Source organism: Cupriavidus sp. MP-37, from assembly GCF_020618415.1.
In the GTDB taxonomy this organism is placed as follows: Bacteria; Pseudomonadota; Gammaproteobacteria; order Burkholderiales; family Burkholderiaceae; genus Cupriavidus.
In genome coordinates this window covers 1,843,523-1,859,259 of sequence record NZ_CP085345.1, presented here as the reverse complement: position 1 = coordinate 1,859,259, position 15,737 = coordinate 1,843,523, and the positions used below count along the sequence as shown (strand labels likewise).

17 protein-coding genes are annotated in these 15,737 nt (G+C 69.3%); 14 read left to right on the top strand and 3 right to left on the bottom strand.

Features of this window, described 5'->3' with window-relative positions; all coding sequences use genetic code 11:
- Positions 1-134: 134 nt before the first annotated feature.
- Positions 135-572, bottom strand: coding sequence for a BON domain-containing protein (locus LIN44_RS24785; protein WP_227314902.1), 438 nt, complete (start codon positions 570-572; stop codon positions 135-137).
- A gap of 282 nt (positions 573-854) precedes the next feature.
- On the bottom strand, positions 855-1,115 hold the full coding sequence (locus LIN44_RS24780; RefSeq protein ID WP_227314901.1) for a hypothetical protein: 261 nt from the start codon (positions 1,113-1,115) through the stop codon (positions 855-857).
- 245 nt (positions 1,116-1,360) lie between these two features.
- Between LIN44_RS24780 and LIN44_RS24775 the strand changes: the two genes are divergently transcribed.
- From LIN44_RS24775 to LIN44_RS24735, 9 genes are all read left to right on the top strand, one after another.
- A complete protein-coding gene (locus LIN44_RS24775) occupies positions 1,361-2,317 on the top strand; it encodes an oxygenase MpaB family protein (RefSeq protein ID WP_227314900.1) in 957 nt (318 codons plus the stop codon).
- Between the two features lie 835 nt (positions 2,318-3,152).
- Entirely contained in the window at positions 3,153-3,479 is a 327-nt protein-coding gene (locus LIN44_RS24770; protein ID WP_227314899.1) for an RNA chaperone Hfq, read from the top strand.
- A gap of 225 nt (positions 3,480-3,704) precedes the next feature.
- Entirely contained in the window at positions 3,705-4,994 is a 1,290-nt protein-coding gene (locus LIN44_RS24765; RefSeq protein WP_227314898.1) for a FliC/FljB family flagellin, read from the top strand.
- 146 nt (positions 4,995-5,140) lie between these two features.
- Positions 5,141-5,497 carry a flagellar protein FlaG gene (locus tag LIN44_RS24760; RefSeq protein ID WP_227314897.1) on the top strand — a complete coding sequence of 119 codons (357 nt, stop codon included), beginning with the start codon at positions 5,141-5,143 and terminating at the stop codon, positions 5,495-5,497.
- 34 nt (positions 5,498-5,531) lie between these two features.
- The gene (gene fliD / locus LIN44_RS24755; RefSeq protein ID WP_227314896.1) at positions 5,532-6,938 is read left to right on the top strand and encodes a flagellar filament capping protein FliD; all 1,407 of its coding nucleotides are present in this window, start codon (positions 5,532-5,534) and stop codon (positions 6,936-6,938) included.
- Between the two features lie 47 nt (positions 6,939-6,985).
- Positions 6,986-7,411 carry a flagellar export chaperone FliS gene (gene fliS / locus LIN44_RS24750; protein WP_227314895.1) on the top strand — a complete coding sequence of 142 codons (426 nt, stop codon included), beginning with the start codon at positions 6,986-6,988 and terminating at the stop codon, positions 7,409-7,411.
- A 1-nt stretch (position 7,412) separates the two neighbouring features.
- Positions 7,413-7,775 (top strand): flagellar protein FliT, encoded by a 363-nt coding sequence (locus tag LIN44_RS24745; protein WP_227314894.1) that lies wholly within the window; start codon positions 7,413-7,415, stop codon positions 7,773-7,775.
- Between the two features lie 70 nt (positions 7,776-7,845).
- Positions 7,846-9,168, top strand: a complete 1,323-nt coding sequence (locus tag LIN44_RS24740; protein WP_227314893.1) for a flagellar hook-length control protein FliK — start codon at positions 7,846-7,848, stop codon at positions 9,166-9,168.
- Positions 9,165-9,455 (top strand): EscU/YscU/HrcU family type III secretion system export apparatus switch protein, encoded by a 291-nt coding sequence (locus tag LIN44_RS24735; RefSeq protein WP_227314892.1) that lies wholly within the window; start codon positions 9,165-9,167, stop codon positions 9,453-9,455. Before LIN44_RS24740 ends, LIN44_RS24735 begins: the two co-directional genes overlap by 4 nt.
- A gap of 76 nt (positions 9,456-9,531) precedes the next feature.
- On the opposite strand, the gene fliE is transcribed toward LIN44_RS24735, so the two are convergent.
- Positions 9,532-9,855, bottom strand: coding sequence for a flagellar hook-basal body complex protein FliE (gene fliE, locus LIN44_RS24730; RefSeq protein ID WP_227314891.1), 324 nt, complete (start codon positions 9,853-9,855; stop codon positions 9,532-9,534).
- 413 nt (positions 9,856-10,268) lie between these two features.
- Here fliE and fliF point away from each other — a divergent pair, with 413 nt between their 5' ends.
- From fliF to fliJ, 5 genes are read left to right on the top strand one after another with little or no spacing between them, the layout of a single operon-like run.
- A complete protein-coding gene (fliF, locus tag LIN44_RS24725; RefSeq protein WP_227314890.1) occupies positions 10,269-11,981 on the top strand; it encodes a flagellar basal-body MS-ring/collar protein FliF in 1,713 nt (570 codons plus the stop codon).
- On the top strand, positions 11,968-12,978 hold the full coding sequence (fliG, locus tag LIN44_RS24720) for a flagellar motor switch protein FliG (protein ID WP_227314889.1): 1,011 nt from the start codon (positions 11,968-11,970) through the stop codon (positions 12,976-12,978). Before fliF ends, fliG begins: the two co-directional genes overlap by 14 nt.
- Positions 12,965-13,777, top strand: a complete 813-nt coding sequence (gene fliH / locus LIN44_RS24715; protein WP_227314888.1) for a flagellar assembly protein FliH — start codon at positions 12,965-12,967, stop codon at positions 13,775-13,777. Before fliG ends, fliH begins: the two co-directional genes overlap by 14 nt.
- Positions 13,770-15,266: a flagellar protein export ATPase FliI gene (gene fliI, locus LIN44_RS24710; protein WP_227314887.1), complete on the top strand. Its 1,497-nt coding sequence runs from the start codon at positions 13,770-13,772 to the stop codon at positions 15,264-15,266. Before fliH ends, fliI begins: the two co-directional genes overlap by 8 nt.
- Positions 15,232-15,690 (top strand): flagellar export protein FliJ, encoded by a 459-nt coding sequence (fliJ, locus tag LIN44_RS24705; protein WP_227314886.1) that lies wholly within the window; start codon positions 15,232-15,234, stop codon positions 15,688-15,690. The genes fliI and fliJ overlap by 35 nt, the downstream gene beginning before the upstream one ends.
- Positions 15,691-15,737 lie beyond the last annotated feature (47 nt).

Genomic DNA, 15,737 nt, shown 5'->3' with positions numbered 1-15,737 from the left:
AATCCCGCCTGGGTACTCCCTCTCCCGCCTGCGGGAGAGGGCCGGGGTGAGGGCGGGAGCCTCAACGAAGTGAAACGCCGAAGATGTCAGCGGCCGCCCTCACAGCCCTGAGAGCACTCCCCGCGCTCACCCCCTCATCGCGCCGACACCTTCAGATTGTCCGTCACCGACTTCACGCCCTCGACGCTGCGAATCGTCTTCAGCGCGATGTCGTGCTGCTGCTGCGTGGGCACCGTGCCGCTGACTTCCACCGTGCCCTGCTGCGTGGTCACGTGAATGCCGGTGGACTTGAGATCCTTGGTGCCGAGCAGCCTGGTCTTGATCTTCGTGGTGATGGCGCTGTCCTCGATGCTCTGCTTTGCCTGGTCGACGCCGGTGACCGCGCTGGTGTCCGGATCGGGCCGGCCTGGCATGCCCGGCGCCGAGTTGACCGGTGCCACCGGCGCATTGTCCGTCGCGGCGAATATCAGGCCACTCTTGTCGAGTGCCAGCGCGCTGCCGGCGGCCACTGCCAGTGCCGCCGCCAACCCGGCCCTGCGCAGCGCGCGCGCGGTGGTTGAGGGAAATTGCATGGCGTCCTCCTTGATTGGTCCGGCGCGCACCGCTGCCGGGCTGGCAGCCAGCGCCACGGGTAAGGCATTTTTCAGCAAGCTCCATACCCGCCCTGTCGGCCCTTGCCAGGGCCGCGGCGCCGCGCCCGCCGCTGTGTAAAACGGGCCACGCGTTGTAAAAGCGCCGCGGCGCGGGCGTGGCGCATCCGGCGCAGGCGCCCGGCGCAGGCGGCACGCCGGCGCTGTCGCGCTTGGCATGGCGATTGCGAAGCAAGGTCTGCGGCAGTTCGCCGCGTCAAGGAGCTAGCAATGGGACAGCAGCAACAGCCGGGTCAATCGCAGTCGGGCCAATCGCAATCTGGCCAGAAGCAGCAGGAACAATCGCAAACTGGCCAACGCGGCAGCCAGCAGCAACCGGGACAACAAGGCGGCGGGCAGATGGGCGACAAGGACCGCATGCAGGACCAACAACAGCAGCAGGACCGCGGCAGCTCGCAGCCTGGCCAGCAAGGCGGCCAGCGTAGCGGCCAGCAGGGCGGCCAGGGTGGCCAGGGCGGTCAGCAAGGCGGACAGGGCGGACAACGCCAGCAATAATCCCCAGCCAGCACAACCAGGCAGCTATCCGGGTATGTGCGTGAGCAACATGCGGTGCTGACGCAGGGGCATACGCCGGAGATTGGCAGGCCGGAACCCCGTACGGGGCTCCGGCCCTTTTTACGGCCGCGGCACCGCAGGCGCGGCGCGCAGATGGCCGCCATCCCGTGTATGCTGGCCCTGACCCCATCCCTTGCCTTCCAGGCATTTCCGCTTTGTCCAGCGTCACCGACCCCGCCCCCGGCAGCGCCACGCCGCGGCACCGCGGCCCGCTGCGCCAGCTCTCGGCAAGACTGCGAGAACAGGCCGGTGCGCACGTGCGCGCGCTGACCCGCAGCAACTCCGGCCTGAGCCTGGACTATGACAATCCGCCCGGCGACGCCGGCCTGTTCGGCCCGGAAGCGGTCTGCTGGCGCGTGCATGCCGATTTTCCAGCGATGCTGGCCGGCGGAGTCAGCGCCCTGCTGCTGCAGACCCTGCATCCGCTGGCATTGGCCGGGGTCTGGGACCACTCCAGCTTTCGCACCGACATGCAGGGGCGCCTGGGCCGCACCGCGCAATTCATCGCCGGCACCACCTATGGCAGCCGCGCCGATGCCATGGCGCTGATCGAACGCGTGCGGCGCATCCATACCGGCGTGTCCGGCATCGCGCCGGACGGACGGCCCTACGCGGCGTCGGATCCCGCGCTGCTGACCTGGGTGCACGTGGCTGAAGTGTCGAGCTTCCTGGCGGGCTACCTGCGCTATGTCGGCCCGCTCGGCGCTGCCGAGCAGGACCGCTATTACGCCGAAGTCGCGCGCATCGCGCAGCTGCTGGGCGCGGCCGAGGTGCCGCGCTCGCGCGCCGAAGTGGCCGCCTATCTCGAATCCATGCGGCCCGCGCTGCTGGCCAGCGAGCGCACCCGCGAAGTGGTGCGGCTGGTCAGGAAGATGCCGGTAGCGAATCCGTTGCTGCAGCCGGCGGTCAGCATCATGGCCGACGCCGGCATCGCGCTGTTGCCGCCGTGGGCGCGCCGCCAGCTTGACCTGGACGGGCCGTCGATCCGCCGCCCCGCCGCGCTGGCCGGCATGCGCGTGCTGGCGCCGGCCCTGCGCTGGGCTTTGGGCGCCGGCCTGGCCGCGCGGGCGCGACGGCGCGTGGCGCGCGGCACTGACGCCCAGAGCGGCTGAGGTCCGGACGTTCGAGTGCGACGTGCGCCGCGCAGAACCAAGTGACGATCAGCGAACTATTCTGGGCGGGAAAACGGAAATAGGGCCAGAATCCCCCGCATTTCAGGGAATCGGTCGCCGGCGAAGTGACGTTTAATGTTGCACGGCATTCCGAACGGCCGGTCGGGTTATCCAACCTTCCGGCCACTGCGCCGCAGAGCGCGATTTCGAACGACGCGGGCAAAAAAGAAGCCCACGCGCGGGGTGCTCGTAGGCTTTCCAGGACTGCTCGAGCCAAACAGCTCTTGTGGTGAATATAAACGCGCTTACATGAGGTGTAAATCCCGCTTCTATCAGGGGATTCCCTAGCGCGGAACCGCACGCGCTTTCATATTTTTGGCGTTTCTGCCTCTGAAATCATTTTCAGATCACTTCTCGCAGAGGCTGGCAGATCCCCGCCAGGCCAACGCGCGCCTGCCTTGCCGGCCATGAGCGCGCTGCCGCTCGCGCGCCTACGGCGCAGTTTCCTACCTTAGCGCACAAGAAAACGCAACAACATTAGTAGAGCATTACCTCTAGACGATCAGAGGCGCGCCTTCCGTCAACGCTTGTAAAACTTTGTTACTCTCACCCCTGAAGTCCCCTTCTCTTCTGGCAGCGCCCACCGCCGGCCATTGCGCGACATTCCAAGGCCCACACGCGGGGCCGGATCCCGGTGCAATGCAGGCGGCCGGTCCGGTCGCCGTTACCGAGAGCGGATGTTTCTCCTGCCGCCCAGGTCGCGCCGCACCCCCAGCCGCCGGCCAACGGACCGTTATCAGCCGCCAGAACCCTTGCGGGCTCTTCCGGAGTCGTTGTGAAGAAGAAGGAAATCCGGCCCAGGCAACCCAGCCGACGGCAACTGCAGCCCCAGCAATTCGCGGCGTACCACATCAGCCAGACCCCGGTGATCGTGCACTTGTCCAACGGCGCCCGGCTGCACGGGCTGGTGCTGGCCGCCGACGATTTCGTGCTGCTGCTCGGTCGCGGGCTCGACGACATCCAGCCTACCGTGGTTTACAAGCGCGCCATCTGCCTGGTCACGCCGGCCGATGCCCCGGAGGTAGTCGGGGTCGCGCCGGAAACGGCGGCCGCGCCGGATTTCGTGCCCCTTTTTGTCCCGCGCACGCGCAAGCGCCGCTAGGCCGGCGTTCAGTCCGGCACCCTTCCCACCCTCGCCGCCCGTCGCCGTACGGCGCCTCTGCCGCCCAGCCGGCACCCCGCGAAACTATCGCGGAGATCACTCTAAACCTTTGCCTTGCCCGGTCGATAACCCAAGCAACGGAGGCACTCTACGCCCTGCAAAGCAGGCCGCCAACGTTACGGCACTAGCCGGAATGCCCAAAACTTTGCATATAGGAGTCGTACCATGGCGCAAGTCATTAACACCAATTCGTTGTCTCTGATGACTCAGAACAACATGAACGCTTCGCAATCGTCGCTGAACACGGCGATCCAGCGCCTGTCGTCGGGCCTGCGCATCAACAGCGCCAAGGACGACGCCGCCGGCCAGGCCATTGCGAACCGCTTCACCGCCAACATCCGCGGCCTGACCCAAGCCCAGCGCAACGCCAACGACGGCATCTCGCTGGCGCAGACCACTGAAGGCGCGCTGACCGAAGTCAACAACAACCTGCAGCGTATCCGTGAACTGAGCGTGCAGGCCGCCAACGGCTCGAACTCGGCTTCGGACCTGAAGTCGATCCAGGACGAAATCTCGCAGCGCCTGTCGGAAATCGACCGCACTTCGCAGCAGACCGACTTCAACGGCGTGAAGGTGCTGTCGGCCAACGCCAAGCCGCTGACCATCCAGGTTGGCGCCAACGATGGCGAGACCATCACCATCGACCTGAAGCAGATCGATTCGTCGACGCTGGGCCTGAAGGGCTTCAGCCTGAGCAGCAACGCCCTGAACGTCAGCGAAGCCATCACGCAGACCAACACCGACGGCACGCCGGAAGCGGTCGACCTGTCGTCCGCCGCGACCTCGCTGGGCGTTGCCGCCAGCAGCCTGAGCCTGCACAACGTCAAGGACGCCACCGGCGCCGCCACCGCCAACTTCGTGGTCAAGTCGGGCGACGACTACTACGCCGCTTCGGTGGACGATGCCACCGGCAACGTCGTGCTGAACCGTGCCGACCTGGAGTTCACCGATCCGGACAACGGCGTGACCACCGCAACCGCGCTGGCTAACCAGCTGGTCAAGGTCGGCGTCGACAGCACCGGTACCGTGACCGCCTTCGCCACCATCCAGGGCCGCAACTTCGCCGTCGGCGCTGGCGCGCTGGCCAACGGCGGTGCCACGCCGACCGACTTCGACTACACCGGCACCGACATCGTCCTGAGCGGCGCCGGCGCCACGGCGGAATTCGCCGGCGCGTCGACGGTTGACCCCCTGAAGAAGATCGACGCGGCCCTGAAGATCGTTGACGACCTGCGCAGCTCGCTGGGTGCCGTGCAGAACCGCTTCGACTCGACCATCGCCAACCTGGGCACCACCGTGACCAACCTGTCCTCGTCGCGCTCGCGCATCCAGGACGCTGACTACGCCACGGAAGTGTCGAACATGACCCGCGCGCAGATCCTGCAACAGGCTGGCACCTCGGTCCTGGCGCAAGCCAACCAGACCACGCAAAACGTGCTGTCGCTGCTGCGTTAATCGCATCCGCAGACCGGCATACGAGGCTGGGCCGCAAGGCCCGGCCTTTTTGCCAACGCACAGGAACACGCTGGAGCGTTTCGCAGGCAGACCACTGCCTGCCAAGCGTTTCAACCTGAACCCGCCACACGCCCACGGAGCACAGCATGGCGCTTCTTCCCACCGTGAACCCGACCGCAGTGCGCCTGCCGTCCGACGTGCCGGCCCACGGCACGACGGCAAGCACCGCGCGCGCCGGCCTGCGTGCGCAGGAGGAAGACGCCGCCAAGGCCCCGGCACAGTCCGGCGCCACCTCCGCCGCGATCGGCGAGCTGGTGGAAGCGTTCAAGACCACCTCGATCGGCCTGCGCTTCGAGATCGACGAGGCCACGCACCGTGTCATCACCAAGGTGATCGACAAGGAAACCGGCGACCTGATCCGGCAGATGCCCACCGAAGAGGTGCTGCGCATCGCCCGCGCCATCGACAAGCTGCAGGGGCTGTTCGTCAGCCAGGCGGCCTGAGACCTGATCATCAGTTGAAGACGAGAACAATCACATGGCAACGATCTCCTCCATCGGTATCGGTTCCAACCTGGACCTGAGCAGCCTGCTGGACCAGCTGCAGAAGGCCGAGCAGCTGCCACTCGACGCCATCAATACGCAGGCCAAGAGCTACCAGACCAAGCTGTCCGCCTACAGCCAGGTGCAGAGCGTGCTGGACGCGTACAAGGCCGCCGCCACGAAGCTGTCCAGCGCCGCCACCTTCGGCGCGGTCAAGGCCACGGTCGGCACGCCGGACGTGATGTCGGTGACCACCGCGGCCAATGCCGTGCCGGGCAACTACACCATCACCGTCAACACGCTGGCGACCGCGCAGTCGCTGGTCAGCGGCAACGTGGCCGACCAGAAGGCCGCGATCGGCGGCGGCGAGCTGGTGTTCGACTTCGGCGAGGCGCTGGCCACCGGCGGCGCCCCCACCAGCACCAAGAAGGTCACCATCGCGGCGGGCTCGTCGCTCGAAGGCATGCGCGATGCCATCAACAAGGCCGGCATCGGCGTGACCGCCAGCATCGTCAACGACGGCAGCGCCAGCCCCTATCGCCTGGTGCTGACCTCTGACAAGACCGGCACGCAGGCCACCATGCGGGTGTCGTCGACCGATCCGGCGCTGAACAACGTGGTCGCGTTCGACCCGGCCGCCGCGCCTGCCGCCAACAAGATGGAGCAGAAGGTTCCGCCGGCCAACGCGACGCTGAAGATCAACGGCATCGACGTGGTCAGCCAGAGCAATGCGGTGGTGGACGCCGCGCAGGGCGTGACCATGAACCTGTCCAAGACCGGCACCACCTCGCTGGTGGTGACGCGCGACAACGACGCGATCAAGGCCTCGATCCAGGCCTTCGTCACCGCGTACAACAATATCCAGAGCACCGCCAAGTCGCTGACGGCGTTCGATACCAAGGCCGGCACCTCGGCGGCGCTGACCGGCGACGGCACGCTGCGCTCGATCCAGTCCAGCCTGCGCTCGATGCTGGGCGGCGCCATGGACGACGGCAACGGCGGCAAGATCACGCTGATCGACGTCGGCATCACGTTCCAGAAAGACGGCACCATGAAGCTGGACGATGCCAAGCTTGGCAAGGCGCTGAACGACAACCTGGGGCGGGTCACGTCGCTGTTCTCCAGCACCACCGGCGACGGCGGCATCGGCAAGCGCGCCACCACCTATATCGAAGGCCTGAGCAAGACCGACGGCGCGCTGAAGGTGGCGCAGGACGGCATCACCAAGACGCTGAAGGACCTGGAGGACGACTATGACCGCGTCCAGGACCGCGTCACCGCCACCATCGACCGCTACAAGGCCCAGTTCACGCAGCTGGACCTGGTGGTGGCACAGATGAACCGCACCAGCAGCTACCTGACGCAGCAGTTCAACGCGCTCAACAACAGCATCAAGAAGTAACCCGCCGCATCTCACCGCCACCAGGCATCGCCACGAGGAACCCAGCCATGTTCGCCCGCGCATCCGCCAACGCCTACGCCCAGGTCGGCGTCCAGACCGGTGCCATGAGCGCCAGCCCGCACAAGCTGATCGCCATGCTGTACGACGGCGCGCGCGCCGCGATCGCGCGGGCCAGGTTCCACCTGGAAGGCGGCAACGTCGCCGAGCGTGGCAATGCCATCTCCAAGGCCATCGACATCATCGACAACGGCCTGCGCGCCGTGCTCGACCACGACGCCGGCGGCGAGATCTCGGCCAACCTCGAAGCGCTGTACGAATACATGGTGCGCCGGCTGATGCTGGCCAACCTGCGCAGCGACGCAGCGCTGCTGAGCGAGGTCGACGCGCTGCTGGAAAGCCTGGCCTCGGCATGGGCGCAGATCGATGACGCGGCCGCCGGTGCCGAGCGGCAAGCCGCCTTACAGGACAACTGACATGGCCTTCCCTTCAGGGTTTTCGCCGATCGTGGCCTGCTACGAGCAAATCCTCGCCTTGTCCGCGCGCATGCATGAGGCGGCGCAGGGCGCCGACTGGGACACGGTCACCAGCTTGCAGCAAGCCTACCTGGCCCAGGTCGAGCACCTGCGCGGGCTCGACCACGACGCCCCCTTCTCCGATGCCGAGCGCATGCGGCGCTACCAGTTGCTGGACCGCATCCTGACCTACGACGCCCGCATCCGCGACCTGGCGCTGCCGCAGCTCAAGCGGCTCGGCGACATGCTGACCAGCTCGCGCCGGCAGTTCGAACTGAGCGCCGCCTATGGTGCGACGGCAGTCGCGACGACCGGCGCCACCTGACGCGGCCTGAGCGCCGCTTGCTCTTCCCGGCAGGCCGCACCGCCAGCCGACCCTTATCCACGCGACCCATATGACCGGCATCCATTTGCCGCCAGGCCTGGCACCCGGTCAGGCCCCCGACCCCCAGACCCTGCGCACCGCCATCGCCATCGACCAGATCGCGGCGCTGCAGCCGGTGGCCGAGGCGACCGAGTCGAACGTCCAGAACGCCACCGGCCAGGCCATCCGCCACAGCGCGCTGGCAAGCGGGCCCAATGCCATGGCCGGCCAGGGCGCGTTGCTGCCGGGCGCGTCGACGCAGGAATCGCTGAGTGCGGCGGCGCGGGCCATCCTGGCCGTGATGGACGGTGCCGAAGCCCAGCCGGTGCGCAGCCCCGCCTCGCTGTTGCCGGCACCGCCCACGGCAGCGACGGCGCAGGCCACTGCGGCGGCGCTGGCCAATGCGGTCGGGCACAGCGGCCTGTTCTATGAATCGCACCTGGCGCAGTGGGTGGCCGGCGCGCGCGGGCTGGCCAGCCTGCGGCAGGAGCCGCAGGCGCAGGTTCCAGTGCCGGGCCGGCCCGCGGTCCCGGCCAGTGCCAGCCAGGGCGCCGCTGCCGCGCCGCCGTCGTTGCAGCTGGCCTACGCCGGCAGCGGCGCAGGGGCGGAACCGGCGCGGCCGTCCATGCCGCCGCTGCTGCCGGCCTCGCAGGTGCTGGCCGAAGCGCTGGCCTCGGCCGGCAATCCGCGCGTGGCCCACAGCCATGCGGCGGCCGAGCAGGCGTTGCGGCAAGGCACCGCGACCACCGCCGCCTACAGCCGCGGCGCCGCTGCCGAACCGGCCGCGCAGCGCCCTTCGGCGGCAGCGCTGGCCACGCAGGCCTACCAATCCACGGCCGAGGCTGGCGCGCGCCTGGCCGCGCTCGACAGCTTGGCCAGCCAACCGGCGCGCGCAGCGCAAGGCGATACGCCATCCGCTGCGGCGGATGCCGGCCGGCCACCGGCGGCCGCCGCTCCGGCCATCCATCCCGCCACCGAAGGCGTGGTCCGTCAGCAGCTGGAGCTGCTCGCCACGCAGCAGTTCCGCCTGGCCGGCGAAGCGTGGCCCGGCGTGCCGATGGAATGGGAACTGCTGCGCGCCGAGGCGGACGCCGCGGCAGCCCATGGCGAAGCCGCGCGGCCGTGGTCGAGCCGCCTGCGGCTGCAGTTGCCGAACCTGGGCGTGGTCGAAGCGGTGCTGACCCTGGGGCCGTCCGGCCTCGACGCCCGCGTGGCCACCCCCGAGACCGACGTCGCCGCGCGCTTCATCGCGGCGCGGCCGCAGCTGCGCAGCCAGCTCGAGGCGCATGGCATCGCCGTGCAGCGCCTGAGCGTGCAAACGCAGGACAGCCTGGCGCAAGGCGAGACGCAATGAGCGACGCAGCACAGGAACGCGGGGCAGCCATCGCGCTGTCGTACCAGCACAGCGACAAGGCGCCGCGCGTCGTCGCCAAGGGCTACGGCGTGGTTGCCGAAGCCATCATCGCCCGCGCGCGCGAAGCCGGCGTCTACGTCCACGACTCCCCCACGCTGGTGAACCTGCTGATGCAGGTCGACCTGGACAGCCACGTGCCGCCGCAGCTCTATGTGGCCGTGGCCGAGCTGCTGGCGTGGATCTACCACCTGGAATCCGGACTGGACCCCGACCCGCTGCAGGCCTGACCGCCCGGCTAGACGGCAAAAGCCCCCGGCCGCTTGCGCGCCCCGGGGGCTTTCCACTCCAGGCAAGGCTCGCGCCTTACACCGGCATATTCATCATCTCCTGATACGCCGCCACCAGCCGGTTGCGCACCTGCACCCCGGTCTGGAACGACACATTGGCCTTCTGCAGGTCGATCATCACGTCGTTGAGCGCCACGCCGGGCTTGCCGAGCTCGAACGCTTCGGCCTGGCCGTAGGCGCGCTCCTGCGCGGCGTTGATGCGGCCGAGCGAGCGCTGCAGCTCGCCGGCAAAGCCGCCGCCGGCAACCGATGCCGACTGGGTGGCGGAGTTGCCCGAGGCAACCTGGGACATCCCGCGCAGTTGCTGCAGCATGCCCTCGATGGAAGAGATTGTGGTCATGGGTCGTGATCGGCCGGAAGTCCGGCCCGGTTGTTCGTAGGGCGCGCCGTTGGCGCCGGTTGGCCGGTTCCCGGCCTGCCACAGGCCCGCTCCAGGCGGATCCGCAGCCAGTTTCAGCCTTCGCAGAGTACCCGTCGCCGCGGCCCGCCCATGGACTGAAATCGGCCGGAAAACCCGGTCTATTCACCGGATTGTCGCGCTCAAGTCTGGCCGATCATTGCCACCGTGCCGGAAAAGCGCGGGCTGTCGTCCCGCGCCGGCTCCGCAAATCACCAGACAACCATCGATTCGGGAGTACGCGTGTTTTCTCTGCAGCGTAATGTGAGCCGTGCCGTGAGCCGCGCCGACGACCAAGGCGGTCAGCATCGCCCGTGCCGTCGCGCGCATCACCGCGCCGCATCCGGAGCACGCGCATGACCGCGGCCGTGGCACTGCCCGGGCGTCCGGCCGAGATGCTGGAGCGCCTGAAGGCCAACCCGAAGCTGCCGCTGATGCTGGGCGGCGCGGCGCTGGCCGCCGCGATCGCGGTGGCCGTGCTGTGGTCGCGCGGCCCGGACTACAAGGTGCTGTACAGCAACCTGTCCGAGCGCGACGGCGGCGCGGTGCTGCAGTCGCTGCAGCAGATGAACGTGCCGTACAAGTTCGCCGAAGGCGGCGGCGCCGTGATGGTGCCGGCCGAGAAGGTGCACGAGACGCGCCTGCGGCTGGCCTCGCAGGGCCTGCCCAAGAGCGGCACCGCCGGCATGGAACTGATGGACAACCAGAAGTTCGGCATCAGCCAGTTTGCCGAACAGGTCAACTACCAGCGCGGGCTGGAGGGCGAGCTGGCGCGCTCGATCGAGTCGATCGCCGCGGTGCAGTCCGCGCGCGTGCACCTGGCCATCCCCAAGCCGACGCTGTTCGTGCGCGAGCGCCAGAAGCCGACCGCCTCGATCGTGCTGCAGCTGTACCCGGGCCGCGCCATCGATGAAGGCCAGGTCGCTGCGATCAGCCACCTGGTGTCGTCGAGCGTGCCGGAACTGACGCCCAAGTCGATCTCGATCGTCGACCAGCACGGCAACCTGCTGTCGAACACCGGCAACGAGCGCATGCTCGACGCCACCCAGCTCAAGTACGTGCAGGCGCTGGAGCAGAACACCCTGAAGCGCATCGAGGCGATCCTGACGCCGATCGTCGGCAAGGACAACGTGCGCGCGCAGGTCACCGCCGACGTCGATTTCTCCATCGTCGAGCACACCGACGAGAGCTACAAGCCCAACCAGGACCCGACCCGCACGGCGATCCGCAGCCAGCAGACCAGCGAATCGACCCAGCAGGGCGCCACTCCGCCGGGCGGCGTGCCCGGCGCGCTGTCGAACCAGCCCCCCGCCGCCGCCGCCGCGCCCGTGACCACGCCGCAGACGCCGCGCGCGGGCCAGGCACCGGGGCAGGCCGGCGCACCGGCAGCGGCGCAACCCGGCCAGCCTGGCCAGGCCGCGCAGGGCGCCACGGCCACCGCGTCCAGCGGCCCGAGCAGCAACCGCCGCGACTCCACCGTCAACTATGAGCTGGACCGTTCGGTACGCCACGTGCAGCAGGCCCCGGGCGGCGTGCGCCGGCTGTCGGTGGCGGTGGTGGTCAACTACCGCCAGCAGGCCGACGCCAAGGGCAAGCTCGTCGCCGAGCCGCTGCCGCCGGCGCTGCTGGCGCAGATCCAGAACCTGACCAAGGAAGCGATGGGGTTCTCGGTCGAGCGCGGCGACTCCATCAACGTGGTCAACAGCCCCTTCACCGCCGAGCGCGAGAAGGCCGAGCCCGAACTGCCGCTGTGGAAGCAGCCCGACATGATTGCACTGGGCAAGAGCCTGGCCGGCTACCTGCTGCTGGCGCTGCTGGCGCTGTTCGCGTGGTTCAAGGTGGCGCGCCCGATCCTGCGCCGCTACACCACGCCGCCGTTGCCGGCGCCGGAGCCCAAGGACGAGACCGAGGCGGTGCTGCTGCCGCCGGAGGAGCCGGCCAATCCGGAAATCCTGCGGCTTGCCGCGAAGTATGAAAGCGACCTCGCGCTGGTGCGCGACGCCGCCCAGCGCGACCCCCGCCTGGTCGCCAGCGTGATCAAGAACTGGATTAGCAATGACAACCGCTAAGGGCATCTCTGAATCCGGCCTGCAGAAGAGCGCGGTGCTGATGATGGCGATCGGCGAGGATGCCGCGGCCGAGGTGTTCAAGCACCTGTCGCAGCGCGAAGTGCAGGAGCTGGGCGCGGCCATGGCCACGCTCAGTTCGGTCACCCGCGAGGAAATGGCCGAGGTGCTGGGCGAGTTCCGCGCCGAGACCGAGCAGTACCTGGCGCTGAACGTCGACTCCAGCGCGTTTATCCGCAGCGTGCTGAACAAGGCGCTGGGCGAGGAGCGCGCGCAGTCGGTGATCGAGGACATCCTGGAGTCGCGCGATCCGGGCGGCGGCATCGACTCGCTGAACTGGATGGACGCCACGGCGATTGCCGAGCTGATCCGCGACGAGCATCCGCAGATCATCGCCACCATCCTGATCCACCTGGACCGCCAGAAGTCGTCCGAAGTGCTGGGGCTGTTCACCGACCGCCTGCGCAACGACGTGATCCTGCGCATCGCCACCTTCGGCGGCGTGCAGCCGGGCGCGCTGCAGGAGCTGACCGACGTGCTGACCAAGCTGCTGGCGGGCCAGAGCCTGAAGCGCAGCCGCATGGGCGGGGTGCGCACCGCGGCCGAGATCATCAACCTGATGAGCACCGCGCACGAAGAGGCCGTGATCGACGGCGTGCGCCTGCACGACGGCGACCTGGCGCAGAAGATCATCGACGAGATGTTCCTGTTCGAGAACCTGCTCGAGGTCGACGACCGCGGCATCCAGCGCGTGCTCAAGGAAATCGCCACCGAGTCGCTCATCGTCGCGCTCAAGGGCGCGCCGCAGGAGTTGCGCGACAAGTTCATCCGCAACATGTCCACCCGCGCCGGCGAAATGCTGCGCGAGGACCTGGAAGCGCTGGGCCCGGTGCGCGTGTCGCAGGTCGAGGCCGAGCAGAAGGCCATCCTGCAGGTGGTAAGGCGCCTGGCGGATGCGGGCGAAGTACAGATCGGCGGAGGCGACGATGCCTATGTCTGAGGCAGACCCCGAGCGCGGGGCCGGGCGCCGCCGCTTGGGCGCCGATCCGCTCTCGACCCCGGCCGGCAACGGCGCTGCCGGGGCCGGCGGCTTCGCGCCGTTCGAGCCGCCGCGCCGCGCGCGCGGCGGAGCCGCCGGCTGGCAGCGCTGGCAGATGGGCTCGCTCGATCCGCGCCATGCCGAGCCGCTGGAAACGCTGGCCGCCGTGCCCGCCGAACCGGCGCCGCCGCCGATCGACTTCGCCGCGCTCGACGCGATGCGCGAAGGCGCGCGCAAGGAAGGCTATGCCCAGGGCTACACCCAGGGCCAGACCCAGGGCTACGGCGACGGCCATCGCGAAGGCTATGCGCGCGGCCTGGAAGCCGCCCGCAACGAAGCCGCGCAACTGCAGGCGCTGGCCGGCAATTTCCGCAGCGCGCTGAGCAACGTCGACGACGCGGTCGCGCACGCGCTGGTGTCGCTGGCGCTCGACGTGGCGCGCCAGCTGGTGCGAACGACGCTGGCGCAGGACCCGGCGGCGCTGCTGCCGGCGGTGCGCGAGCTGCTGACCAGCGAACCGGCACTGTCCGGATCGCCCAGCCTGCTGCTGCACCCCGACGACGTGGCGCTGGTCGAGACCCACCTGCAGGGCGAACTCGCCGCCGCCGGCTGGACCGTGCGCGCCGATCCGTCGGTGGCGCGCGGCGGCTGCATCGCCAGCGCCGCCAGCGGCGAGCGCGACGCCACGCTGCCCACGCGCTGGACCCGCGTGGTGCGGGCCATGGGCCGCGACGATCCGTGGGAGCCGCCGCATGCCTGATACCGCGCCGGACACCCACGCCGCGGCAACCGTGCCGGACGCCGCGCATGCCCACACGCAACGCTGGATCGGCGCGCTCAACGGCGCCGCGGCCGGCATCGCCGGGCTCGACAGCAAGCGCAGCTGCGGCCGCCTGACGCGCGCCGCGGGGCTGGTGCTGGAAGCCGTGGGCCTGCGCCTGCCGGTGGGCAGCGATTGCCTGATCGAGCTGCCCGCCGGGCAGTTCACCACCGACAGCAACGCCCCGCGCACCGCGGAGGCCGAAGTGGTCGGCTTCGGCGCCGACCGCCTCTACCTGATGCCGCAGTCCGACGTGGTCGGGCTGCTGCCGGGCGCGCGCGTCTACCCGCTGGAGCCGTCGCCGCAACCGGCCGGCACCGCCGCGCCGCGCGAGCCGGGCTCCAAGCGCCTGCCGGTCGGCGCGGGCCTGCTCGGCCGCGTGCTGGATGCGGCGGGCCGCCCGCTCGACGGGCTCGGCCCGCTTGCCGCGGCGATGGAAGTGCCGCTGGCCGGCGAGCAGATCAATCCGCTGATGCGCGCGCCGATCGAAACCGTGCTCGACACCGGCGTGCGCGCCATCAACGGCATGCTGACCGTCGGCCGCGGCCAGCGCATGGGCCTGTTCGCTGGCTCGGGCGTGGGCAAGAGCGTGCTGCTCGGCATGATGGCGCGCTACACCAGCGCCGACGTGATCGTGGTCGGCCTGATCGGCGAACGCGGCCGCGAAGTGAAGGAGTTCATCGAGAACATCCTGGGGCCGGAGGGCCGCCGACGCTCGGTGGTGGTGGCCGCGCCGGCCGACTGCTCGCCGCTGCTGCGCATGCAGGGCGCCGCCTATGCGACGCGGCTGGCGGAGTACTTCCGCGACCAGGGCCAGCATGTGCTGCTGATCATGGATTCGCTGACGCGCTACGCCATGGCCCAGCGCGAGATTGCGCTGGCGATCGGCGAGCCGCCCGCCACCAAGGGCTATCCGCCGTCGGTCTTCGCCAAGCTGCCGACGCTGGTCGAACGCACCGGCAACGGCCCCGAGGGCGGCGGCTCGATCACCGCGTTCTACACCGTGCTGACCGAGGGCGACGACCAGCAGGACCCGATCGCCGATTCCGCGCGCGCCATCCTCGACGGCCATATCGTGCTGTCGCGCAGCCTGGCCGAAGCCGGCCACTATCCGGCCATCGACGTCGAGGCCTCGATCAGCCGCGCCATGACCGCGCTGATCCCGCACGAGCAGTTCGGCTCGGTGCGACGCTTCAAGCAGCTGATGTCGCGCTACCAGCGCAACCGCGACCTGATCAGCGTGGGCGCCTACGTGCCCGGCAACGACCCGGAACTTGATCTGGCGATCCAGCTGCATCCGCGCATGGAAGCCTTCCTGCAGCAGGACATTCACGAGCGCGCTGGCTACGCCGACGCCATCGCCGCGCTGCACAGCCTCTTCGACAGGAGTGAACATGCTCAAGCATTCACCGCTCAACACGCTGGCTGACCTGGCCCAGACCGACACCGACGCCGCCGCGCGCGAGCTCGGCCGGCTGCAGGGCCTGCGCACGCAGGCGGAGCTGCAGCTCAACCAGCTCACGCAGTACCGCCAGGAATACCGCGAGCGCATGCAGGTGGTGGCGGCGCAGGGCATCACCTCCAGCCGCTGGCAGGATTTCTCGCGCTTCCTGGATTCGCTGGACCAGGCCATCCGCCAGCAGGGCGCGGCGCTGGCCAAGGCCGAGGCCGACCTGCTGGCCGGCCGCAACCGCTGGCAGCACCAGAAGCGCCGCCTGAACTCGTTCGACACGCTGATCGCGCGCGCCGAAGCGAAGCAGGAACAGGTGGCCGCGCGCCGCGAACAGCGTGCCAACGACGAGTACGCCGCCCGCCTGGCCCGCACCACGGCCAGCCGCCTGAGCGAAGCCTGAACGATGCCTGGGCGGACAGAACCCGCCAGGCCACACCGTAGCGAATC